Below are 24,057 nucleotides of genomic sequence, written 5' to 3' on the forward strand. Positions count from 1 at the left end.
ATATCGTGTTTTTCGTATTATATTTTGTTCATAGAATAGAACCGCGCAAACAATAGAGGGCTTGATGTCTCAGATGAACCGCCGCCGTTTTCTTCAAACCACCGCCGCAACAACGGCGGGCTTGGGCGCATGTGCGCACATGGAGAGCAGAAGCGGTTCCGCCCAATCCAACCCCAACATTATATTAATTGTCGCAGATGACCTCGGTTATAACGAACTCGGCTGCTTCGGGCAAACAAAAATCCAAACGCCCAACCTCGATAAACTAGCGGCGGACGGGATGCGCTTCACCCAGTTTTATTGCGGACAAGCAGTCTGTGCGCCCAGCCGTTGCGTCTTGATGACGGGCAAACACACCGGGCATTCCTACATTCGCAATAATAAAGAAGCCAAGCCCGAGGGGCAGTTCCCCATTCCAGCCGACACTTTCACCATCGCCAAAATGCTGAAACAACAAGGTTATGCCACAGCCGCTATCGGCAAATGGGGGCTGGGGCCTCCCGGCTCAAGCGGCGACCCGGCGAAACAAGGCTTCGACTTGTTTTTCGGGTATAACTGCCAACGCAACGCTCACAATTATTATCCAGAATATCTCTACCGAAACGCAGAGCGCGTGCCCCTGCCCGGCAACGACCGAACACTCACAGGAGAACATTTCGCCCCCGACCTGATGTTGGACGAAGCGCTTAACTTTATTGACGATAACAAGAAGGCGCCGTTCTTTTTGTATTACCCGACGCCCGTGCCTCACCTGGCCTTGCAAGCGCCGGAAGATTCGATCGCGCAGTACAAAGGCCAGTGGGACGACCCGCCTTATGACGGCAAAGGCGGAGGCTACCTGCCCCATGAAACCCCGCGCGCCTGTTACGCCGCCATGATTACCCGCATGGACCGCGATATTGGACGCATCCTGTCGCGGGTCGAAAAACACGGTCTCGACGAAAACACGCTCATAATCTTTTCCAGCGATAATGGCGCGACCTATCTTAAAGGGCCCGATGTGGAGTTTTTTGAAAGCAACAAACCCCTGCGCGCTTACAAAGGCTCTCTTTATGAGGGTGGAATCCGCGTCCCCACCATCGCCCGCTGGACAGGCAAGATCAAACCCGGCAGCGTCTCCAACCACCTCGGCGCGTTTTGGGACATCCTACCCACTATTGCCGACGTGACGAACAGTGAAACTCCCGACGATATAGATGGAATCAGCATCGCCCCGGCTTTGTTCGAAGATGGAATTCAACCACAACACGAATCCCTCTATTGGGAGTTCCCCGCCTATGGCGGCCAGCAAGCCTTGCGTATGGGCGACTGGAAAACCGTGCGGCAAAACCTGATGCGCAAAAACGGCGACCAATCTACACAATTATATAATCTTGCCAACGACATCGGCGAAACGACCAATTTGGCAAGCGTTTATCCCAATGTTGTCAAAAAAATGGAAGACCTGATGGAATCGGCAAGAACGCCCTCTCCCGAATTTCCTTTTCCCACACTCGACCACCTAAACAAAAAGTTACAACCACAACGATATCTACTCAAATAAACAAAAAAGGCGCCGCAGCGCTCGCAAATCTTACGAAACGCCTAACATCCGCTTGAATAATACAAAAATACATGCGAGAATAAATTCTTGAGCATTAGATTTCTATTTATTTTAATAGTCACCCAATTGACTATGTTGTTTACTCTGAGGGGAGGTGGTCGTTCAAGTAATGGATCTAAACGTCGTCTTAAGCAGTTAATTGTTTCGGGGAGGAGCAATTCTGTGGGATTTTTTATTTAATCCATTTTTCTCTTATCTCAATTATATTTTGCAACCCACTTTTTATTGATTGCTCCAATTAATATCTAAAATCTGTCACATACCTCAGGGAGGTTTTTATGAACTCAAGATTCATACGCACTATCTGTGTGCTTGCAATTGCAGCATTCGTTTCTACGCCCGCTTTTTCACAGGGCATTTTTGACCAAAGTGCAGACTGGCCTCAAATTGGAAACTTTAAAGTCGCAGGCTCAGCCAGCGAATCCGGCGGCGTTTATAACCTCAAAGGCAATGGTAGAGATATTTGGGAACCAGAAGACGAAGCCTACTTCATCTATACCGAAAAATCGGGAAGCAACAGCATCAGCGCGAAATTAAACTGGATTTCTCCAGGCGGCAGCGAATGGGCGAAAGTCGGCCCCATGGTCCGCAATGAAGCAGCGGCTCCCGGTTCGGTCCATTTTAATGCGGTTCTTCGCGCTGGCGTTGATCAAACAGGCGACCAAAGTTACACCCAATGGCGTCCGGTAGCTGATGCAGGAACATCCAATTCACAAATTACCGATGGCGACGGCAACTCACTTGGCGATGGCGTCTATTTACGCCTTTCCCGCTCAGCGTCAAATAACGTGTTCTTCTCTGAATGGTCTACCGACGGAACCGAATGGAACCTGGGCCATGTCCGCGAACTCGAAATGGGCGAAACGGTTGCGTACGGCTTAGCCATCACAAACCACAATGATGACGAAGTGCTTGCTGAAGCGGAAGCGTCTGATGTTGTGTTAAGCGAAAGCATCGCATCCGTAGCGTTACGTTCCATTCCAGGCGAGCCGGTATTTGTCGGCGTTGATTCACGCACCATTTCCCTTCTCGTTGGTGGATCAGGCAGCGTTACCGTTACAGAAACGCCTCCTTCTGGTTGGGAAGTCAGCGATATTTCAGATGGCGGTACGCTCAGCGGCGGAACCATCACCTGGGACCTGCCTGCAGCCAAGACGGTGACTTACGTCGCTACGTCTGCATCAGGATTGACCACCGATGCGGTGTTCTCCGGTTCGACATCAGATTATCCGACCGAGGGCGACACCACAATCACTGCGCCAGAACCCGTTGGCGAATTTGAACACCATCTCGATATCGGCGCTGTCGAAGCAGCGGGTAGCGCGCAATTTGCTGATGGCACATACACCGTCACAGGCAGCGGCGCTGATATTTGGGGCACTGCGGATCAATTCCATTACGTCTACAAAAAAATGTCAGGCGCTTTCATGATCGAAGGCAACCTGATCGGCTTTAATGATACCGGCGCAAGCGACTGGTCGAAATTTGGCTTCATGGTGCGCGACGAATTGACGGCTGGTTCCAAGCACATCTTCTCAATGGTGCGCGGTCTCGACTTGCAATTCGAAACGGAAATGCGCTCCACAACCGATAGCAGTTCAACCGGTACAGGCCTCAAAGCCAACCAAGCTGGCGACGCCCGTTTGGTCCGCACCGGCGATAACTTCGAGACTTATTTCTTTGATCCAGAAACCAATGAATGGGTATTGGACGCAAATGTTAAAATTGCAATGTCAGACCCAGTGAATTTGGGCCTCGCAGTTACGTCGCATGAAAACCCCAACTTTGCCGTTGGTGAATTCGAGAACGTAACCATCACAGCATTGCCATTTGCGGTTTATAAGAATTTTGCCGCCACGGAATTAAACCCGGGCGCATTCTTTGACATCGTGGTTCGCATTGACCCGAGTGAAGGCCAAAGCCCGAATGTCACGGTTTCAGAATCCTATCCGGCGGGCATTAATGTTTCTTCAGTGAACGCAAGCGCGGGTGAAGCGACAGATGACGGCAGCGGAAATGTAACCTGGTCACTTACAGGCGCATCAGAAGAAGCCACACTCACCATCACGTTAGAAGTCCCAGCCGATGTAGCAGGTGGTTTCGTCGACTTCAGCGGTTCGTTTGACAACGGCTCTGGCTACTCTGGCAGCACTGGCTCATCAACGGTACTGATTCAAACACTGAGCGACCTCGGCATCTTCCAAGGCAATGAAGACGTTGGCGGCCCGGCAGCAGCAGGCAACGTCTTGTTTGACGGTGAAACCTGGACGGTCGTCGGCAGCGGCGCTGACATCTGGGGAACAGCCGACCAAATGCACTTCTTGTGGACTCGCGTGGAAGGCGACTTTATCTTCTCCGTCGATGATCCATACATCGGTCCGTTTGGCTCGACCCCCAGCAGCAATGATTGGCAAAAAATGGGTATCATGGCCCGCCAAGACCTGTCCGCAGGTTCTGCGTACGTCATCAATACTCTTCGCGTATCAGACCAGACTTATATGCAACAATGGCGCGATGCGGCAGGCGGCGACGCAGCCTGGACCGACGCAACCACACCTCCGGGCGAATGGAACCTGAATTGGGACCCGGCAGCAGACGGCATTAACCGTCCCAATCTGGAAGACGTGACCTTAGGCGGTACGATCGTCATGGCGCGCGAAGATGACTTCTTCACGCTGGAATATCTTGACGCCAGCGGCGAACGCATCTACTTGCAGGATCACGAGATTGCGATGACCGATCCGATGTACGTCGGTGTTGCGGTCACATCCCACGAAGACGGCTCGCTTTCACAGGGCATCTTCAAAAACCCACAACTTGAGGGTTCGACAGTCGCGGTTAAAGGCTGGATGCTTTACTAAGACGTACTACGTTTCATATCGAAACAATGGGGCGGTGGGCAACCACCGCCCTTTTTCTATTCGTGAATATCGTTCTTACAGAGAAAATTGAAATGTGTTACTTTAATATGCTCAGTACGAACACTTTTTTGCAGGGGGGACATCATGGTTTCAATACTCAAACGCAATTCCGTTTTTCCCATGACATTCGCTATTATTATAATGCTGGCTGGAGTGGCCTTTCAGTCGAATGCAGTCGAAGAGGTACAACCATTAGAATCCCCCGATGGACGTCTTGTTGTCCATTTCACTTTGACTGACAAACTCCATTATGCGTTTGAATTTAATGGTCAATCCATCACTAAGCCTTCACCGATTTCATTGACGATTAACGACGGCGTTGTATTAGGCGCCAAGCCAAAATTTTTGAATGCAAAATTACAAAATAAAAAAGAAACCATTACTTCACCATTGAACATCAATTCAAATATTCAAGATGAATACAACCTCCTCACCATGCAATTTGAAGGCGGGTACGCTGTTGAAGCGCGGGCGTACAACGACGGCTGGGCCTATCGAATCGTAACCAGCCTGCCCGGTAAAGACAAAGTATTCGATGAAGAGTTTTCGATTCAATTGGCTCAAGATTTTTCTATCTACGCATCTTACGCCGTCAGCCAAAACTGGATCACCAATTACGAAGCCTATTATGAAAAGCATCCCGTTTCTGAATGGAAACCGGGCAAGATTAGCGTCATGCCCATCGTAATCGACGCCGGGCCGAAAGCGACCATCGGCGTGACCGAAGCAGATATCTATTCATACCCTTCTATGCACATCACCCGCGACAAGAGAAACAAAACAACGCTCGAAGGGCGCTTTCCGGCTTATCCGATAGAATTTAAATACGGCGGCCACCGCAACAGAATCACCATCCCGACCAAGCGGGCGAAGTACATCGCCAAAACGAAACTCGACCGCGCCCTGCCCTGGCGGGTGTTTATAACCGCAGAAACTCCATCCAAACTTTTAGAAAATGATTTAGTGTTTCGTCTCAGCCGCGCTCCCCAAGCAGGCAGCGACTATTCGTGGGTCAAACCCGGCAAGGCCGCCTGGGAATGGTGGTGTAACCTCAACATCATCGGCGTCGATTTTGAAGCCGGGTTCAACACGGAAAGTTATAAATACTACATTGATTTCGCGGCGGATTACGGCATGGAATACATCCTCATCGACGAAGGCTGGTATGAAAACAACGACGTCACCGACCTCGCCGATGCATTAGATATGGACGCACTGATGTCCCATGCGCAACAACGCGGCGTCGGCGTCATTTTGTGGTGTATGACCGACGTACTCGACAACCAGTGGGACGACGCGATCCAGTTGTTCAAACGCTGGGGCGTCAAAGGCCTCAAGGTCGATTTCTTCGACCGCGACGACCAGCAAATGATTGACCGCATCGAACAAATCGCCAAGCAGTGCGCCGAAAGCCGCCTGACGCTTGATTATCACGGCGTCACCAAGCCTACCGGATTGCGGCGAACGTATCCAAATGTGCTCACACGCGAGGCCGTGCGCGCCATGGAATACAGCAAACTCAGCGACGACTCTGCCACGCCTGAACATAACACAACCGTTCCATTCACCCGCATGTTGGCGGGGCCGCTGGATTACACCCCCGGCGCCATGCGCAATGTTCCGTTGGCGGATTACCAGAAGAGCTTCAACTTCCCGGTCAGCATCGGGACGCGCTGCGCCCAACTGGCGATGTACGTCGTCTATTTCAGCCCGCTGCAAATGATCAGCGGCTCGCTGACCGCCTACCGCAATGATGATGACACAATGGATTTCCTCTCCGCCGTACCGACGGTGTGGGATGAAACCGTCGCGCTGGAAGGCCGTATCGGAGAATTGGCGCTACTGGCGCGTCGCAGTGGAGACGAATGGTATGTCGGCGGGCTAGCAGGCAATGAATCGCAGGATGTTCAACTCGACCTCTCATTTTTAGGCAAGGGCAAATATACCGCCGATATCTATCGCGACGGCGCCAATGCGCATCGTAACGGGGCCGATTTTGTGCGGGAGTCGAAGCAGGTCAATCAAGATTCAGTTTTGAAAATCCAGATGGCGCCCGGCGGCGGTTTGGCGATTCGCATCACTCAACACGCCAATACTCCGATGCGTTAGAAGGTCAAGATTGAATCGCGGCGCCCGGCGCTTTGAGTACTCGAACCGCGCGGGCGGCGTCTGCGTTTTGAACAAACAGGCGAATGCCCGACGCAAAGGTATAATGCGGGGCCCAAGCGCTAACGGCGTCATCCATGATGACGGCTTCGATGCCCTCAGACTGCAGCGTCATACGGGCAAAATCAGCGTCTTGCAGCATGGTATAGCGGGCGACCTCAACGATGTCGTCACTGGATTCGGCTTGCGCTTCTGCATCCGAGTTGATTGCTTCAGATGAGACGGGATGAAGCGCGCCAGAGAACGTAAAAAAAGTTAAAAAAGTTTTCAAGAAGTTTTTCATCTTCATCCCCCTTTACAGCCATAGCGTAACAAGAAAGCGATTGCTCAACAACTGTTTTCTTTATTTTCAACTGTGATACTTCAAATTCATAATTGACCAATCAGATATAGTTTGTTATCATCACAACTCAAGCGATTTATTTTTATATGCAATCAACTTTTTTTTTTCGGGGAGACATAACCAATGATGAAGATGACCACTTGTTTCGTTTTTTGTATTTCATTGATATTCATTTCGACTGCATCCGCTGAAATAATTTTTGAAGATGATTTTATGGGAGACAACGTTGAAGGATTCGACGCGCTCAACTGGCAATGGTGGATCGACCTCAATTCGTTTGCGACTGAGGCGGATGACGTCCCTGAATTCGGCCCCGGCGTGTTGGCGCTAGGCGGCGACGCTGGCGGCACCTCACACATTGGGCTTGAAATAGATGAAATTAAGGCCCTGACGGATTATCAGATCACCGTGTTGTGGACGGACCGTTTAATTGACGGCGAAACTGACGACGGCGATTTTCACATAGGCGTACGCTGTCAGGAGTACGACGCCGAGACAGAATTTCCAGCCAGCTGCTATGAAGTTGAAATTGACGGCGACGACAATGACTCGGCGAACACGGTGCCGGAAGACGGGCCGACTTCGTTCCACCTGTTCATTCGCGGCGGCGCGGCGGCGGTCGATAATGACGGCAATGCGCTTGCCCATGCAACGCGGGATGTGGTTCCCCGCCCGGTCGCCAATGAGTGGTATTGGACGACCATTGAAATTCAAGGATTCAAGTTTCGCGCCAAACACTGGAGGCATGGGACGGAAGAATCTGATTGGATCTTAGAAGCAGAAGACCTCGACCAGCAATTTCCTCAAGGCGGCGTTCGGCTGGGCGTGTGGTCAGGCGCGGTGCATGTTGCCTATGTGAAAATCGAAACGGTTGAAGCGGCTGTGCCAGCCTGGTCTATCTACGAATAAGTTTTTCATTCATGTTATTCATGAAAAAGGGCGGACCATGCGGTCCGCCCTTTTTTTGTCTATTGAATACTTGAAGCGCTATTCCATGTATTCGTTCAGCATGTTTTCGATGAGTTCCTGCTGACCGCTTTGGGTTTTGGGTTCACCGTTTTTCAGCGTGTAGGCTTCGAGCTTTTCGAAGTTCATCTTGCCGCTGGTGATCTCTTTGCCAACGCCGCGCGACCAGCCGCCGTAGCGTTTTTGAATGATCTTCTCGAAGAATTTATCTTTGGTCAATTTCGCCGCGATTTTCAGGCCGCGCGCGAATGCGTCCATGGCGCCAATGTGGGCGTGGAATAAATCAACGCCTTCATACGACTGGCGGCGGACCTTGGCGTCAAAATTGAGACCGCCGGTTTTGAAGCCGCCCATTTTCAGGATATACCACATCGCCAGCGCACATTCCATAATGTCGGTCGGGAACTGGTCGGTGTCCCAGCCAAGTAACGTGTCGCCGCGATTGGCGTCGACGGAACCGAGGATGCCGTTCGCGATGCTGTAGGACAGGTCGTGGTGGAAACTATGGCCCGCCAAGGTGGCGTGGTTGGCTTCGATGTTCATTTTGAAGTGATCGACCAAACCGTATTTCTGCAAGAAGGCGTGGCAGCTTTGCGCATCGAAGTCATATTGGTGCTTCGTGGGTTCTTTGGGCTTGGGTTCGATGTAGAACTGGCCTTTGAAGCCGATTTTCTTTTTGTATTCGACCGCCATGTTTAAGAACGCGCCCAGTTGGTCGGCTTCGCGCTGCATGTCGGTGTTGAGCAACGTGTCGTAGCCTTCACGTCCGCCCCAGAAGGTGTAGCCCTGGCCGCCGAGATACTTGGTGACTTCGAGCGCCTTTTTGACCTGCGCCGCCGCATGGGCGAACACTGCCGGGTTGGGGTTGGTCGATGCGCCCGCCATGTAGCGTGGGTTCGAGAACAAATTGGCGGTTCCCCATAACAATTTCACGCCGGTTTCACTCTGCTTGCGTTTGGCGATTTTAACGATGCCGTCAAGAATCTTATTCGTTTCGGTGAGGTTCTTGCCTTCGGGCGCGATGTCGCGGTCATGGAAGGTCCAGAACTTCACGCCGAGTTTGGTGATAAATTCAAACGCCGCGTCCATGGTGGCTTCGGCGACTTCAACCGGATCGCTGGACGCATTGTATCCACGCACCATTGTGGCTGAGCCGAAGGGATCGGCGCCAGTGCATTTGAATGTATGCCAGTAGCACACCGCGAAACGAAAATGGTCTTCCATGGTCTTGCCCAGGATTTTCTGTTTCGGGTTATAGTGTTTGAACGCAAGCGCGTTCTTTGACTTCGGGCCTTCGTATTTGATTGTCTTTTTTACTTCAGGAAAATATTCCGGCATTATCGTACGCCTCCCTATTTCGGTCAGTAATTCAATTGTGTATTTGGTATTGAATTGGCGATGATCTTATTTCCCAATTCAACGCTTCACGCGCCAAGAGTAAACAATATCACAAAACAGTTTCAAACGAAATATGAAACCGTCTCAAAAATAATTTTGTCATCGTGAAGAGGCCCTTGAGCAATGCAGCGATCTCTAAGTTCCGGGGAGGGCGAACCTCCTGGTGAGCCGCGAATGAAAGAAAGCATTTCGATACGACGCGGCTCGTCGGGAGACTCGCCCTCCCCTCGTTTGGGTCGTTATTTTCAAGACGGCTCTTAATCATTTACCCGTTCGTATACCCGCACCCAGTCGCATTCATAATACGCAGGGAACGGCGTGGTTTCATCAACCGGGCCAGGCCATTTCGCGTCGATGCCGAAATTGATTAACAGATACATCGGCATGTCGGGAATAACGTCCGCTTGCGTAAAGCGCCCGCGCTCAACGCCGTCGATATACCACACGATTTTTTCGGCGTCCCACTCCAAACCAAATACATGAAAGACGTTCCAAAAATCGGGGCCGTCAAACGTGAAGCCTTTGGAGTGGTGCGGTTCGCCCCAATGGTACGTCATATAGGCGACTGGTTCATCGCGAATGAATTCAAAGACGTCAATCTCCGGCGGCCAGCGCTGCGGATACGGCAACATCCAAAACGCAGGCCAAAACCCTTTGCCCTTGGGGATGCGAAAGCGCCCTTCAAAATAGCCAAAGCGCTGCGAAAACAAATCGTAGGTCGTCACTGCGGCGCTGGTCAATTTTTTGCCTTCGCGCGGGACATCGTCCGCCTTGAGGCGCAGCAATCCATCCTCGACCAAGACATGCTCAGGCGCAACGTAGGCCTCATAGTTATGCGTACGCCCCCATTGGTATCGGTCGAGCCATTTACTGGCATCCAGCGACTCAGCGTTGAATTCATCCGAAAACGTCAGGCGCCATTGGCTATGCGCAGGCGGATCGGATGCAACTGCCGAAGCAACCAGACAAGTGAATATGGCAACGCAAATCCATCTCATTTCTTTAAACCAAACCTAACATGATTACACAACATTGATTGTATGTATTCTCGCATAAAAACGCATCCGCGTCAGGTTCAATTTTATCACAAAGAGAATTTGATGGTTCAACGTTTTGCGTACCATCTCAGTGGATGTTTCCATCGACGGCAAGTTAAGAGATGAGGAAAAATTGAAGAAGTAAGAACGTAAATAAGTAGAGGCACAGCGCGCTGCTGTGCCTCTACACTGTTGCATGGATGGAATTGCGACTAAAAGCGCATGGTGACTTGCGTACGCACAAACGGCCCGTCTTCAATATCAAGGCGGTCGTCGCTGCGGTCGTCATAGTCTTCGCCGAAGAAGAAGAACCGGTCAAATGAATACCCGCCGCTGACCTGCACCGAAGCCGCTTCACAGAAGCGGTAGCGAACGCCCGCTTCGACGTTCTTTTCATAATAGAACAGGCGGTCGTCATCATCTGTGCGGTCTGCAATCAGAAAACGGTCGTTCTCCCACTCAAACGCGCCGAAGAGATCAATCTGTTCGGTTACGCTGTAAGCAATCTCCGCATCAATGTTGCGTACGGGGATATACGAAGCGCGAACCGTTACATCTTCAATCGGCCTCCAGCGCAACGCAACGAAGGGGATGCCCGCCATGATAAATAAATCCTCAGACGGTTCATACCAATAACCAAACCCCGGGATGGGAATGTCATTGAGAAATTCGCGGTTGTTTGACCAATTCAACACAAACACCCAGTAGTTATTGTCAACATGGGGGATGCGTAAAAACCCATTGAACTGCAATTCTGTTTCATCGTAGGAATCAAACGGCTCATCGCTGGGCGATCCCGCAGAGAGAATGCCGCCAGCCGTCCACCCGTTATCGAAGTAATGAAAATAGTTTAAAGCGAGATCAATATCGTATAGTTCTCCGGGGAACGACGCGCCTGAATCAGGCAGCGGCGAGTCGGAATCCACGTCCCAATATCCCAACGAAGTTGAAACCGCGAAGAAATGGTCGTCGTCTTTATACAGAGGAACCGCAAGGCGCAAATCGTGGGTGTTCATATCTAAATCGCCGGAGTAATCCGACAGATCGTCTTCTAAGTGAAAGATGCCTTCATACTCGGCGTGAAGGCGGAACTCATCCAGGTTGGGGTCCAACCAGAACATGATGTCGCTCTGCGCCTGAACAGAAAGCGCACAAACGACCGCTACGCACAAACTCAACGAAACACGCTTGAACAAACTCATCAGTTGACTCCTCTTTTATAAATAGACATTCACTCTGACTAGACGCATGGTATAAGAGACGGTCACAATAAAGAAGGCTGATTTATCAATTTATACTGCGTCCAATGTCCGCCGGACGGCTTTAAGCAGGTCATTGGGGCTGAACGGTTTCATTAACATTTCGGGAACGCGCCCCTCATATTCATCTATTGGCAAATCCTGATTTGCGTATCCAGTCATAAATAGGATTTTGGCGGCGGGGTATAACTTTCGCACCTGGCGCGCCACATCAAAGCCGCTGCCGTTCGGCATAACAATATCAGACAAAACCAAGTCTACCGGGAAATCTAACATTCGGCAGAGTTCAACCGCCTCTTGGCTGCCACTCGCGGCGAATACTTTGTACCCACTCTCAGAGAGGATTCGACGGGTGAGTTCACGCACCGCCTTGGCGTCTTCCACCAGCAAAATGGTGGCGTTTCCGCTAACGACCGGCGACGCGGGCGTCTCAAAAACTTGCGGCGGCTTTTCGCCGGACGCAATGGGAAAGTACAGTTTAAAGACAGAACCCTGGCCCAAGTCGCTTATTACTTCCACGCCGCCTTTGGCTTGTTTCACGATGCCATAAACCGTAGACAATCCCAAACCGGTTCCCTTGCCAAAATCTTTTGTTGTGAAGAAGGGCTCAAAAATTCGCTGTTGAACTTCCGGTGACATTCCGACGCCATTGTCGGTGACAGAGATACAAACATAGCCGCCATATTCACATCCCAATCGCTCAGATTGGTCCTGGTTCAACACAACATTTTGGGTTTCAATTAATAACGTCCCGCCGTCCGGCATCGCGTCGCGGGCATTGATCGCCAGATTAACAAAAATTTGCTCAATTTGTCCGCGGTCAAATTCAATTTCAGAGACGCTGTTTTCTAAACTTGTAGTCACTTCGATGTAATCAGGAATCAAATGTTGGACCATTTTTTCAACATCAACAATGACTTCATTGATGTTGATGCGCTCTAAATTAATTACCTGTTTGCGGCTAAACGCCAGCAACTGCTTGGTAATATTAGCGGCGCGTTCCGTCGCTTTGAAAATTTCGCCTAATTCTTTTCGGGTTTGCGAATCTTCATCAAGGCGCGACGCGGCCAAATCGCTATAGCCCTGAATGACCATCAATAAATTGTTGAAATCATGCGCAACGCCGCCGGCCAATTGTCCAACCGCTTCCATTCGTTGGGCATGTTGTAGTTGATCTTTGAGGCGCTCTTTTTCGCATTCCTCTTCTTTTTGCTGTGAGATGTCCGCCAGAATCGCCACAACGCCAATGATCTCGCCCTCACTGTTAAACATTGGCGCCGTGCTCACCCGCACGTCAATCAGGGTTCCGTCTTTGCGCTTTCGTTTGGTTTCATGTTCGGTGTATGGATCATCTACCAAGCGCTTAAAGAAATCCTCGAACTCATCTTCCATCCCGTCAGGAATAATTGGATAGGGTTGCCCGATGACCTCTTCAGATTTCCAACCGAAAATGGATTCGGCTTCTGAGTTCCATGTATTCACGCACCGGTCCCGGTCAACGGTAGCGATAGCCAGCGGAGACGCTTGAATCACATTTTCAAGCGTCTGGTTTAATTCACGCAATTTCTGTTCGGCGGCTTTGCGGTCGGTAATATCATCAAACAAAATCACAAAATGGTCGCGCTTGGGGCTGTAAGACACGACCGAAAACCAGCGCTCCATCTGTTCGTAGTAGCGTTCTTCGCACACCTCAACGCCGCTTAACGCCGACACTCCCAGCCGGTGGAACCAATCTTCTCTTCCGTCATTCACCGAAAGAAATAACTCGGAGCCTTTTAAACCAATGAGGGTCGAGCGCGTCTGGCCCAGGCTGCGATGAAATGCAGGGTTTGCATGTAAGATCAAAAAGTCACACGCTTGCCCCACGTCATCATAAACAACTTTGCAATAGGCGACGCCCGCCTTCAAATGATTAAACAACAAGCGATAGCGTTCTTCAGACTCTTTTAGATACGCCTCTGTTTTTATACGGGAAGAGACATCGCGCACAACGGAAAAAACAAAGCGTTCTTCACCAAACAGATAAGAAGAGGAAACGACTTCCACATCAATGGAGCCTCCCTTTTTCTGTTTTAATTGCGTTATGCAAAGGTCCTTGCCCGTTTTACGCGCCCGATCTAAATGGTTGACAAGAGTAAATTCTTTTTCCTTTTCGTGAATTGTGGTAAACAGAGCGTCAAGTAATTCATCCTCTGAATAGCCCAGCATCTGAGTGAAACTTGAATTCACGTTTTGGATACGGCCCTTTTCATCTAGCGTACAAAAACCATCAATTGCGCTCTGTTGAATTAAATGATTGTGTTGAACTTGTTCACGCAAATCATCCCGCAGATGAATCATATCGCTGATATCGGTAATGAATCCCTCGAGAAACATCAATTCATCGTTTGGGGAATAAACCCCAACGCCGCGTTCCCACACCCATTTTATTTCTTGAAATTTTGCCAGAATTCGATAGGTCAGTTCAAACGGGCGTTTCTGGCGGGTCGCGTTTTGTATCTCGTCACCGACCATCTGCTGATCGTCGGGATGAATAAGTTCGCCATACGACACGACCCGGTTGCTTAAAACTTCATCTGGGTTGTATCCCGTCAGCGCAGAGCAGCCTTCACTGCTATACATCATCGTCCATTGAGCATCAGGCTTGCATCGGTACGCAATTCCAGGCAGGTTGCCCAACAACGTCGCTAAGCGGCGTTCACTTTCGATGAGTTCGCGCTCCGTTTGCTCGCGCCTCCGAAGAACCAAAGAGAAGACATATCCCCCAAAAAGAAACACACCGCAAACAACAAGACGTACATAGAGTTCATGGGTTGGCACATGGAGAAGAAAAATATCGACAAATGATCCCTCATAGAAAAACAGCGTATCCAACACTGCGTCAATGATCCAAAACGCAGCGCCGCACATGACTGAAAATAGAATAACTTTGGTTTCGCTTTTCATCTCATTTCGCGCAATACAAAAAAATTCTCAAATTTTCTTAAACAGGGATTTTTGAGAAAATGAATAGAGCCATATATTCAGTGTAATTTCTCACAATTTATAAGCAACTTATATATTTATTATAAACATACAAAAAAATGACGCATATCGCAATGCCTAGAAATTAAGGCGTTCTAAAAGGCGTCGCACTCTCAATGCGCCGATTTCCTTCGCAGATAACGGGGTTCATGGTAAGGTGTATTCTTTGGCCTTTCAAAATCCATGGAGCAGAAGCAATGGACGTAAACCAAACTCAGCCGCTTGTCGGCGTTATCATGGGCTCAAAATCTGACTGGGAAACCATGTCAAACGCTGAAGACGCCTTGAAAGCGCTTGGGGTTCCATACGAAGTCAAAGTCGTTTCAGCGCATCGTACGCCTGACCTGTTATTTGAATACGCCTCCACCGCTGAGTCGCGCGGCATCCAGGTCATTATCGCGGGCGCGGGCGGCGCGGCCCATTTGCCCGGCATGTGCGCCAGCAAGACAACGCTGCCGGTCTTGGGCGTTCCTGTGCAATCCCGCGCACTCAATGGGATGGACTCGCTGCTCTCGATCGCTCAAATGCCCGCCGGGGTCCCTGTGGGGACCTTCGCCATTGGCCGGGCGGGCGCGATCAACGCTGCGCTATTCGCCGCCTCGATTCTGGCGAACCAATACCCGGCGATTCGCGACGCGCTGAAATCATACCGGGCCAACCAGACCCAAACCGTTTTAGCGCATCCCGATCCGCGGGAGGAAATATGATTGTCGGAATTCTCGCGGCGGGACAACTGGGGCGGATGATCGCTCTGGCTGGATATCCGCTCGGTCTACAGTTCCGGTTTTTAGAACCGAAGGCGGAAGCGCCTGCGGCGCGGCTGGGCGAGTCAATCCAGGCGCCGTATGACGATATGGACGCGCTCGCGAAATTTGCGGAAGGGCTTTCGGTCGCGACGTATGAATTTGAAAACGTCCCGGCGGAAGCCGCCGAATTTTTGACCGACCATGTTCCGTTTTACCCGCCGTCGTCGGTCTTGGGCGCCTCACAAGACCGGCTCGAAGAAAAATTCCTGTTTCAGAAATTGGGAATTTCGACTCCACCCTTTCTCGCGGTTGATTCAAAAGACGATTTGCAAGAAGCAGTCAAAACCATTGGCGTCCCCGGCGTATTAAAAACCCGGCGTATGGGCTACGACGGAAAAGGCCAATGGGTGATTCGCGATCCCAAAGACGCAGGCCCCGCCTGGGAGCAAGCAACGGGCGCCGCTTTAATTTATGAGGCGTTTGTGCCCTTTGAACGCGAAACCTCGATTGTCGCCGCCCGCAATCGCAGCGGCGAAACGGTATTTTATCCTCTGGTTGAGAACCATCACCGCGAAGGCATCCTGCGCGTCACCCGCGCCCCGGCGCCCAATATAACCGACGAATTACAAGCCGAAGCGGAGCGTTGCGCTCAACTCATCATGGACGCGTTTGAATACGCAGGCGTGTTGACGATTGAGTTTTTTCAACATGAAGGAAAATTACTCGCAAACGAAATGGCCGCCCGGGTCCACAATTCCGGTCACTGGACCATCGACGGCGCCGTGACCAGCCAATTTGAAAACCATTTGCGCGGCATTCTAAACATGCCCTTGGGCGAGACGACGCCGATCGGGCATTCCATCATGCTCAATTTGATTGGCAGCGCCCCCCCGCGCGAAGCGGTGCTGGCCGTCCCTGGCGCGCATTTGCATCTATACGACAAAGCGCCGCGCCCGGGCCGAAAGATTGGTCACATCACCCTGTGTGATGAAAACCCGCATACTCTCGAACAACGCGCCGCCGCGCTGCAGCCGTTCGTCGAAGGCTCCGTCTGCAAATCCACTTCTGTCCACGCATAAAAAAAGGGCGGCAAGCGCCGCCCTTTCTCATTCATACTTTATCCATACGTCTCTGATTAATACATGCTCCAATGACTGACGTCCGAACCAGCGGAGTTCAACGTCGCGCCCAGAACATAAACCGTTGCGTCTTCATTCGGCGTAATGGCAGGCAGTTGAATCTCTGACAGCGCCTTGCTTGCATTCAACGCAAAACGACGATAGTTTAAACCAGCGTTGATGTTCGCAGGAACACCCGCAGTGGATTTTAAACCATCGAAGACATTGCTGTCTGACTGAATATCAATCTCGCCGCTGTAAGCCGCCATCCAGAAAATACCGGGGCCCCAACCGTCGCCGCTGCTGGCGTCTGTAAAGCGCACAAACACTTCTTTGCCCGGATTATTCGCCAAGGCCGAAGTCAAATCGATGGTGTAATAGGCTTTGTTGTATTCATTGTGAATATCTTCGCCAAACATTTCCATCGCATCGAGAACCGTTTCAAATTCCGCGTCGCCGCTGTTTTCTTGATTCACGATGGAGATGCCGTACAAGTCTGCGCCCCAACCGTCAGCGGGTTGACCGTCGCTGAAGCGAAGGTAGATGACGTTTTCCGCATTACCTGACAGATAGGAAGCCAGGTTATAGGAATAAACAGCCAAGTTGCTATTATCGCGGGGTTCTTCGCCGGTATCGCCAACCCAGTCTTGCGCAATGTCAAAGTTCTCATCCGCGCCTGCGATTTCAACGATAAACTGGTTGCCGACATTCACGAGAGCATAGGCGGCAGTTAAATCATTCGCTAAATCAAAGCGGTAGGTCATCGAAGCGCCGCCATCAGCGAAGCGATGGTTACCGCTCAAGTTTGCGCTATTCTCGAACAAGAAATCATTTTCTTGCGGCGAACCGGGCGTAACTTGTTCATAGCGAATCTGGTCTGTCGGGCCTGACAAGCCAACGATAAAGTTGTTTGCCATATCGACCGTGACTTTGGCTTCATTAACGTCATCGGCAAAATCAAAATGGTAGGTCAAAAACCCGTTGCCGTCGGCAAAGCGGTGACCGCGGCTCGATGGGCCGGAAGCGCTGTTGTCATACAAATACTCCGCTTCGGTTTCGTTGCCGTCGGTTTGAAATTGCGCATAGATTTCTGAATCGCCAACCGGGGCAACTTCTACCATAAAGGTTTCTTCAAACTCCTGAACGTCGCCGGTGAATATCTGCAGATTGCGAACATACGGCCCCCATCCATCCGCCGGAGTGGCGTCAGTGAAGAGCACAAAAATCTCCTGCGTTCCTTCTGCGAGAAATTGAGTCAGATCAAATTCGTAGAACTTCAAATTCCCCAATGCGCGATGCTCGAAGCCGTCATAGATATCCATCGAATTCGCGATGATGGTATACCCCTCCGTGGTTGAGGCTTCAGGGTCCATGTAAGAAGTTGCAATTGAGATTTCAAAATTATTGCCGACCGTAACGCCGAGTTTCGCCGATTGGAGATCAGCGGCGACGTCAAAGACATAAAGAGCGAATCCTGTCCCGTCAATAAAACGGGCGGAGCCATCGCTGTTTGAGCCGCGGTCTTGCAGCATGAACAATACCTCATCATCCGAAAGCGTATCAAACTGTTCGATCACTTCAACGGCGCTGTCATCGGTGTATGAAAGAAAGACGTTGTCATACGCCGACGGTGAGGTTTGCCATCCCGCGACAGGCGCAAAGCGCTGGGTTTCCGTCGTTCCGTCCGCATAGATAAAATTAATCATGCTGAATGGATTGCCGTAACTCCCTGGCGCAGACAAGTAAGCCAAGTCGATGGAAGAAAACAGGCCGTCTTCAACATCCAAAACCTGTCCGTTTACCGTCATCGCGTCCAAGGCTTCCGTCAGCAACGGAGCGAACATAAAAGATGTGCGCCCATCCATTGTCGTCGTTGCTTGACCGTCCAAGTAACTTCCCGGCAATGAGCCTTCATAGAGCGAGCCGTCTTCTTCATCTAAAAAGGGCGTTAAAGAACTGCCCAAGACGCTGGTGACAACCTCTGCGTCGAGCGACTGGCTTAAATCCAGGTACTGGGGTTGAGAGACGGCGGGTAACGTAAGCACTGCAATGAAAATAAGATACAACAGTGATCGCATGTCAAATCCTCCGGTGAATAGAATATATGCTCAATTTAAAGATAGCACAAAATAGTGGAATCATCAAATGTTCTATCAAATATTTATTAAGTAGTTCTAAATAAAGAAAATAATGCTACATCCGGTAAGTGAATACCTACTATTGTTGGATGACCATCATTTTGATTCTGAAAACCAGTTCCGGCATGGGTGCGACTCTGGGAGCGCCTGTGCGTAAGCCTGAAAGCCCGCACTGAAGCGAGCAGAGTTGTACCCATGCCACATGTAGCGAAATCTCAATTCAATTTATTAAAATAAAATATCCAATTTACGGAAGAACCCTATTTAAACATATCAGTTCACGTTCAACTTCGACCTCTTCCACCGGATACGTTCTGCAAATAAACAGCCGTCGGGCGGATCGAGACGGACGCGGTAACGCACCCATCATTCGGGTCCATTAAGTCGCCTAGCGCGTCGCGGCTTTTGTAGAACGCGCCCGTGGTTGGCGCCTTGCCGCCGCCGTCGATCAAGATGCGAAAGGTTGTCTTCGTTGTTGGTTTGATCGCGCGAAATGGAATTACAGCGCATACGCCGCCCCCCCGCACCGCCGATCGCGACGAACGCTTGCGCAAATCAATGATTCCCTTGCCAGCGTCGATTTCATGGTGCGTCGTGAAATCAAACGGCAACACGGGAGATTCAATCGCGCCAGACGCCAAAACGGCGCGGCTGTCCATCGCCTGCATGACGTTGGGATTATAAAGCAAAAACAAATTGATTTCGTCGATGCTGCGTTGGTCAGGGTTCAATAGCGTAACAATCAAATTAAAGGTATCGCCTGTTTCAATTTCATTGTCTTCAAGATGCAATAGCAGTTGAGCGGGCTGCTTACCGGATTCATCCAACGGCGCCGCGTCGAGCGAAGAGGTAATCAGGTTGGATCGGGCAAAATCCTGATTGGGGTCTAACACCTGAAAATGCAACGGCACAACGCCGTCCATCAAATTTTCGCTGGAACCAAGCCAATCCCGCCCTTTTACAATCAAATGCGTTGAGAGTTGAGCGTTCCCATCGCCCCTTGGCTCGAATCCAAAGCGGATCGACGATTCATCGCTTGGACGCAGCGGGACAAACATGAACGACGCGACAAAATACGAACCGCTTTTGGTAAATGTTTGCGCTGAGGTTTGAAATTGAATTTCACCCAGCAGCGGGTTGATCTGGTTGGCGACAATGCGCCCGGCGTCCGCTGCGTCAGAAAAAAGGGCGTTGGGTAAATCATTAGACGACCCCGACGCCTGTTCTTGCTGCGGCAAAAGATATTGCGCCGCATTCGCCGCCGCCCATTGCCCGTCTTCTAATCGGCCCTGCACCGGCATTAACACATCCGGGTCATAGCGCAATTGAAACGCCAGCGAATCAAATTCATCGGCCTCAGGCATCGACAGTTTTACATCCACCGTAAACGGTTCACCGAGATTCATCATGCTTGACTTGGACACTAAATACAACACATTGACGGGCCGCACGTTCACCATGCCGGGCGCCGCCTGCTTAGAGGGCTCTTTCCCGCCTGAAGCGCCGCCTAAGATCGAAATCGTGGAACTTCCACCGCCCGCGCCGCCGCCAGTTGGCGCACCGCCTGCTTGAGACGGACGCGGAGCGCTGCGTTGGTTTCCACGCGAGGTTGAGTTGCCTCCGCTCAGGCTTTCGTCTTGGCTGCCGCGAGACGAACGGCGGCTCGAGCGCCGTCGGTTGTCGCTGGACTGGCTGCTTTGTTGATTATTGAAAGGTGAACTCGAATTGCCCAAGGAAGACGAATTATTCTGACTATTTTGATTATTGGAATAGTTCGAATTGTTGTTTCCATAAAACGAATTGGCGTCTTGTTGAGCATGGGCGCCGCCCGAAATTACACAAGCGGCAATGGCGAATAAAGATGAATAGCACAATACAGATAGAAATGATTTCAACATAATGTCCTCAATCAAAAAAATAACGTCTGTTACCCCTGTTAACGATTGAGTACTCCATTTAATGAGAAAAATATTTTGGTTCATCCGGTAATTGAGGATCAACATTGATGGATGGCTAGGAAAACGTAGTCCGGCCTATCAAAAATTGACAAACCAATTCAGGCATGGGTGCAACTCTGGGAGCGCCTGTGCATAAGGGCCTGATAGCCCGCACTGAAGCGAGCAAAGTTGCGCCCATGCCACATGCACTGAAATCTCAATTGAATTTGTAAAAAAGTATCCCGTTTTCGGAAGAACCAATATTTTTACCGGGCATTTACTCTCAACCAACAATCAACGACGCGCATAAAACACGCCAGCGCTTTGCTGTCTTCATCTTTGAAAATAATTGGCTTACCGCTCAATAAATCTCAATCCGCCCCGTTTAATTTCATACAAGGCTGGATACACCCGGTCCGTCTGGCCGTCGAGCCAGACATTTGAACGAAAATTCATCTCCAATCGGAAAGGGAGACCTCCATGTCGGGTTTGTTAGAATCAATGGTCGAACAGAAGCAACTGTCGGTTGCTGATGCAGAGAAACTGTTTGCGTTAATCGACCAGGGCAGCGTTCAAGCCGACTCGGAGGAAGATGTTTTACATTGGCTGGCGGTCGAGTATCAACTCCCCATCACATCCCTACAGGATGTGCCCATCGACCGCCAGCTACTTTCTGAATTTCCCGCGCGCGTCTTGTTGAAAGAAGAATTACTGCCGCTGCAGCGCACCAACGGCTCGGTCGATATCGCCACCAGCCGATTGTTTGCGACAGACGGCTTCGATGCGCTGCGTTCGATGACTCAATTAAAATTGCAACCAGTGCTGGCGCCGCGCGAAAGCATTTTGCGCGAGCTCAAAGAGCGCTTGGGCGTAGGCGCCGACACCATCGACTCGCTCGACGACGACCTGAACCTGCAAATCGTTGAAGAATCGTCTGACGACAACGTCGACCTCGACCAGGCCGCCGGAGACGCCTCGATCATTAAATTCGTCAACCAGGTGTTCAGCGACGCCATCGACTTGCGCGCGACCGATATTCACATGGAGCCGTTTGAAGATGAACTGCGCATCCGCTACCGCATCGACGGCGTGTTGCAGAGCGTACCGGTGCCGTCGCAGATCAAACGCTTTCAGCCCGCGATTGTCTCTCGCGTTAAAATCCTCAGCCATTTGAATATCGCCGAGAAGCGCCTGCCCCAGGACGGGCGCATTAAAATCCGCATTAAAGACGGCGAAGTCGACGTGCGTGTTTCCATCATCCCCATGCTGCACGGCGAAGCAGTGGTCATGCGGCTCTTGCGGCAGGATTCATCCATCCTGGCGCTAAGCGAACTGCACATGGCCGAGCGCGAAGACCAACTCTTTCGCAGCATTCTTGAATTACCGCACGGCATCGTGTTGGTCACCGGGCCGACCGGCAGCGGGAAAACCACATCGTTGTATACCGCGCTGAGCGAGATTAACGACAGCGAGCGCAAGATCATCACCATCGAAGACCCGATTGAATACCAGCTCAAAGGCATTAACCAGATTCAGGTGTCAGAGAAATCCGGCCTCACCTTTGCGCGGGGGCTGCGCTCGATTCTGCGCCACGACCCCGATGTGATTCTGATCGGTGAAATTCGCGATGAAGAAACCGCCCAGATCGCCGTGCAAGCCTCGTTGACCGGCCACCTGGTTTTCTCGACCCTACACACCAACGACGCCCCCGGCGCGATTACGCGCTTGATCGACATGGGCGTCGAGCCTTACCTGGTCGCCTCGTCGCTGGAAGCGATTCTGGCGCAACGGCTGGTGCGGGTGTTGTGTCCTCATTGCAAGCAGGAAGACCATACCGAAAAAACCCATGCGTTGCGTCAGCGCTTAGAGATACAAAGCGACGCCGTGATCTATCAAGCCACTGGCTGCGAAGAATGCCGCCAGACCGGCTTCCATGGACGCCGGGCAGTATTCGAGATGATGGGCATGACCAACGAAATTCGTGAGATGGTTTTAAATGAACATTCGTCCGGCGTCATCCGCCAGGCGGCGCTGCGTTCAGGCATGAACACGCTCAGCCAAGACGGATGGAGGCTGGTCGTGCAGGGCGCGACCACCGTCAACGAAGTCTTGCGCGTGACCAAAGACGAGGGCGTTAAAGCGTAACATATTTTCAGAAAAGAAGACGAAACCTGATGTCACAATACCGATACCGCGTACTACAAAGCGATGGCTCGCTCTCAGAAGGGCTGATTGAAGCCCAAGGAAAAAACGACGCCTTCAGCCAACTAGAAGCGCGCGGTTGGAACCCCATTCAAATCGAAGAAGAACGCAACGGCAAGCAAAAAACCGCAGGACTGTTTGACGGCCTGCAATTCAGCCAGCGCGTTTCCTACAGCGAGTTAGAAAATTTCACCCGCCTCTTGTCAAACCTGCTGGCGGCGGGCATCCCGCTGAGCCGCGCTTTGGTGTTGTTATACAAAGAAACAGGCAACCCGGTCGCGTCCGCGCGTTGGAAGGAACTGCATGACCTGGTGGTCGACGGCAACTCGCTGGCCGACTCAATGGCGCAGTTCCCCGACACATTTCCACGCGTGTATGTCGCGATGGTGCAAGCGGGCGAGACGGGCGGCTTCTTAGATTTGGTGTTGCATCAGATCGCCGAATTCCAATCGCGTGAAAAAGATTTGCGCTCAAAGGTAATGTCCGCATTGATTTATCCGGCTGTCTTGCTGACCTTGGCGATTGCGGTAGTCATTTTCCTGATGGTCTTTTTCATCCCACGTTTTCAAAAATTATTCTCCGGCTTCGGCGCCGATTTACCTATGCTGACCCAAGTCATCGTCTCTGCCAGCGACATCATTCGCAACTACGGCGTATTCGTCGCCATCGCCGTAGGGGTCGCCTATTACTTTGCCCGCGCGTGGCTGGCGACTGACCAGGGCAAGCGCATCAAAGAAACCGCGCTGCTCAACCTGCCGGTCATCGGCCCGCTGAACGCAAAATTCGCGATGGCGCGCTTCTGCCGCATGTTGGGGACGCTGCTCGGCGCGGGCGTTCCGCTCATTAACAGCCTCAACGTCGCGCGAAAATCCATTCAGAACCAGATTTTATCCGACGCGGTGTCGGAATCGATTGAAAGCGTAAAAAAAGGCGACCAACTCGCGACCAGTTTCGCCGACTGCAAGCAGTTGTTCCCCGGGACGGTGCTTGAAATGATTAAAGTCGCTGAAGAAACCGGGCGGCTCGATCAAGAGTTGCTGCGTCTTTCTAACACGACCGAAAGCGACTTGGAGCGCAACTTGCGCACGGCGGTGTCGTTGTGCGAACCGCTGATGTTATTCATTATTGCGGGATTCATCGGGACGATTTTCGTCGGGATGGTGATCCCGATTTTTACCATACAAGACTACATCAAATGA

General features: G+C 51.2%; 15 protein-coding genes. 8 read left to right on the top strand and 7 right to left on the bottom strand.

Going from position 1 to position 24,057, the window contains the following annotated elements; all coding sequences use genetic code 11:
- Positions 1–64 precede the first annotated feature (64 nt).
- From P9L94_04640 to P9L94_04650, 3 genes are all read left to right on the top strand, one after another.
- A complete protein-coding gene (locus P9L94_04640; protein ID MDP8243347.1) occupies positions 65–1,543 on the top strand; it encodes a sulfatase-like hydrolase/transferase in 1,479 nt (492 codons plus the stop codon).
- Between the two features lie 338 nt (positions 1,544–1,881).
- Positions 1,882–4,464, top strand: coding sequence for a hypothetical protein (locus P9L94_04645; GenBank protein MDP8243348.1), 2,583 nt, complete (start codon positions 1,882–1,884; stop codon positions 4,462–4,464).
- 144 nt (positions 4,465–4,608) lie between these two features.
- A complete protein-coding gene (locus tag P9L94_04650) occupies positions 4,609–6,633 on the top strand; it encodes a glycoside hydrolase family 97 protein (protein MDP8243349.1) in 2,025 nt (674 codons plus the stop codon).
- A gap of 4 nt (positions 6,634–6,637) precedes the next feature.
- Here P9L94_04650 and P9L94_04655 read toward each other — a convergent pair whose 3' ends face one another.
- The gene (locus P9L94_04655) at positions 6,638–6,973 is read right to left on the bottom strand and encodes a DUF2007 domain-containing protein (GenBank protein ID MDP8243350.1); all 336 of its coding nucleotides are present in this window, start codon (positions 6,971–6,973) and stop codon (positions 6,638–6,640) included.
- A 183-nt stretch (positions 6,974–7,156) separates the two neighbouring features.
- Here P9L94_04655 and P9L94_04660 point away from each other — a divergent pair, with 183 nt between their 5' ends.
- A complete protein-coding gene (locus P9L94_04660; GenBank protein ID MDP8243351.1) occupies positions 7,157–7,942 on the top strand; it encodes a hypothetical protein in 786 nt (261 codons plus the stop codon).
- A 78-nt stretch (positions 7,943–8,020) separates the two neighbouring features.
- Here the strand turns inward: P9L94_04660 and xylA are convergent, their stop codons facing one another.
- The 4 genes from xylA to P9L94_04680 form a co-directional block, all read right to left on the bottom strand.
- The gene (xylA, locus tag P9L94_04665; GenBank protein ID MDP8243352.1) at positions 8,021–9,337 is read right to left on the bottom strand and encodes a xylose isomerase; all 1,317 of its coding nucleotides are present in this window, start codon (positions 9,335–9,337) and stop codon (positions 8,021–8,023) included.
- A gap of 317 nt (positions 9,338–9,654) precedes the next feature.
- Positions 9,655–10,395 (bottom strand): glycoside hydrolase family 16 protein, encoded by a 741-nt coding sequence (locus P9L94_04670; GenBank protein MDP8243353.1) that lies wholly within the window; start codon positions 10,393–10,395, stop codon positions 9,655–9,657.
- Between the two features lie 251 nt (positions 10,396–10,646).
- Positions 10,647–11,636 carry a DUF6268 family outer membrane beta-barrel protein gene (locus P9L94_04675; GenBank protein ID MDP8243354.1) on the bottom strand — a complete coding sequence of 330 codons (990 nt, stop codon included), beginning with the start codon at positions 11,634–11,636 and terminating at the stop codon, positions 10,647–10,649.
- Between the two features lie 90 nt (positions 11,637–11,726).
- On the bottom strand, positions 11,727–14,639 hold the full coding sequence (locus P9L94_04680) for a PAS domain S-box protein (protein MDP8243355.1): 2,913 nt from the start codon (positions 14,637–14,639) through the stop codon (positions 11,727–11,729).
- A 275-nt stretch (positions 14,640–14,914) separates the two neighbouring features.
- Here P9L94_04680 and purE point away from each other — a divergent pair, with 275 nt between their 5' ends.
- Both purE and P9L94_04690 read left to right on the top strand, forming a co-directional pair.
- The gene (purE, locus tag P9L94_04685; GenBank protein ID MDP8243356.1) at positions 14,915–15,424 is read left to right on the top strand and encodes a 5-(carboxyamino)imidazole ribonucleotide mutase; all 510 of its coding nucleotides are present in this window, start codon (positions 14,915–14,917) and stop codon (positions 15,422–15,424) included.
- Positions 15,421–16,542, top strand: a complete 1,122-nt coding sequence (locus tag P9L94_04690) for a 5-(carboxyamino)imidazole ribonucleotide synthase (GenBank protein MDP8243357.1) — start codon at positions 15,421–15,423, stop codon at positions 16,540–16,542. The genes purE and P9L94_04690 overlap by 4 nt, the downstream gene beginning before the upstream one ends.
- Positions 16,543–16,598: 56 nt before the next feature.
- Here the strand turns inward: P9L94_04690 and P9L94_04695 are convergent, their stop codons facing one another.
- Both P9L94_04695 and P9L94_04700 read right to left on the bottom strand, forming a co-directional pair.
- Positions 16,599–18,659: a hypothetical protein gene (locus tag P9L94_04695; protein MDP8243358.1), complete on the bottom strand. Its 2,061-nt coding sequence runs from the start codon at positions 18,657–18,659 to the stop codon at positions 16,599–16,601.
- A gap of 344 nt (positions 18,660–19,003) precedes the next feature.
- The gene (locus P9L94_04700; protein ID MDP8243359.1) at positions 19,004–20,617 is read right to left on the bottom strand and encodes a hypothetical protein; all 1,614 of its coding nucleotides are present in this window, start codon (positions 20,615–20,617) and stop codon (positions 19,004–19,006) included.
- A gap of 519 nt (positions 20,618–21,136) precedes the next feature.
- Between P9L94_04700 and P9L94_04705 the strand changes: the two genes are divergently transcribed.
- A complete protein-coding gene (locus tag P9L94_04705; protein ID MDP8243360.1) occupies positions 21,137–22,801 on the top strand; it encodes a GspE/PulE family protein in 1,665 nt (554 codons plus the stop codon).
- Between the two features lie 29 nt (positions 22,802–22,830).
- Positions 22,831–24,057, top strand: coding sequence for a type II secretion system F family protein (locus tag P9L94_04710; GenBank protein ID MDP8243361.1), 1,227 nt, complete (start codon positions 22,831–22,833; stop codon positions 24,055–24,057).

Source organism: Candidatus Hinthialibacter antarcticus, from assembly GCA_030765645.1.
GTDB lineage: Bacteria > Hinthialibacterota > Hinthialibacteria > Hinthialibacterales > Hinthialibacteraceae > Hinthialibacter > Hinthialibacter antarcticus.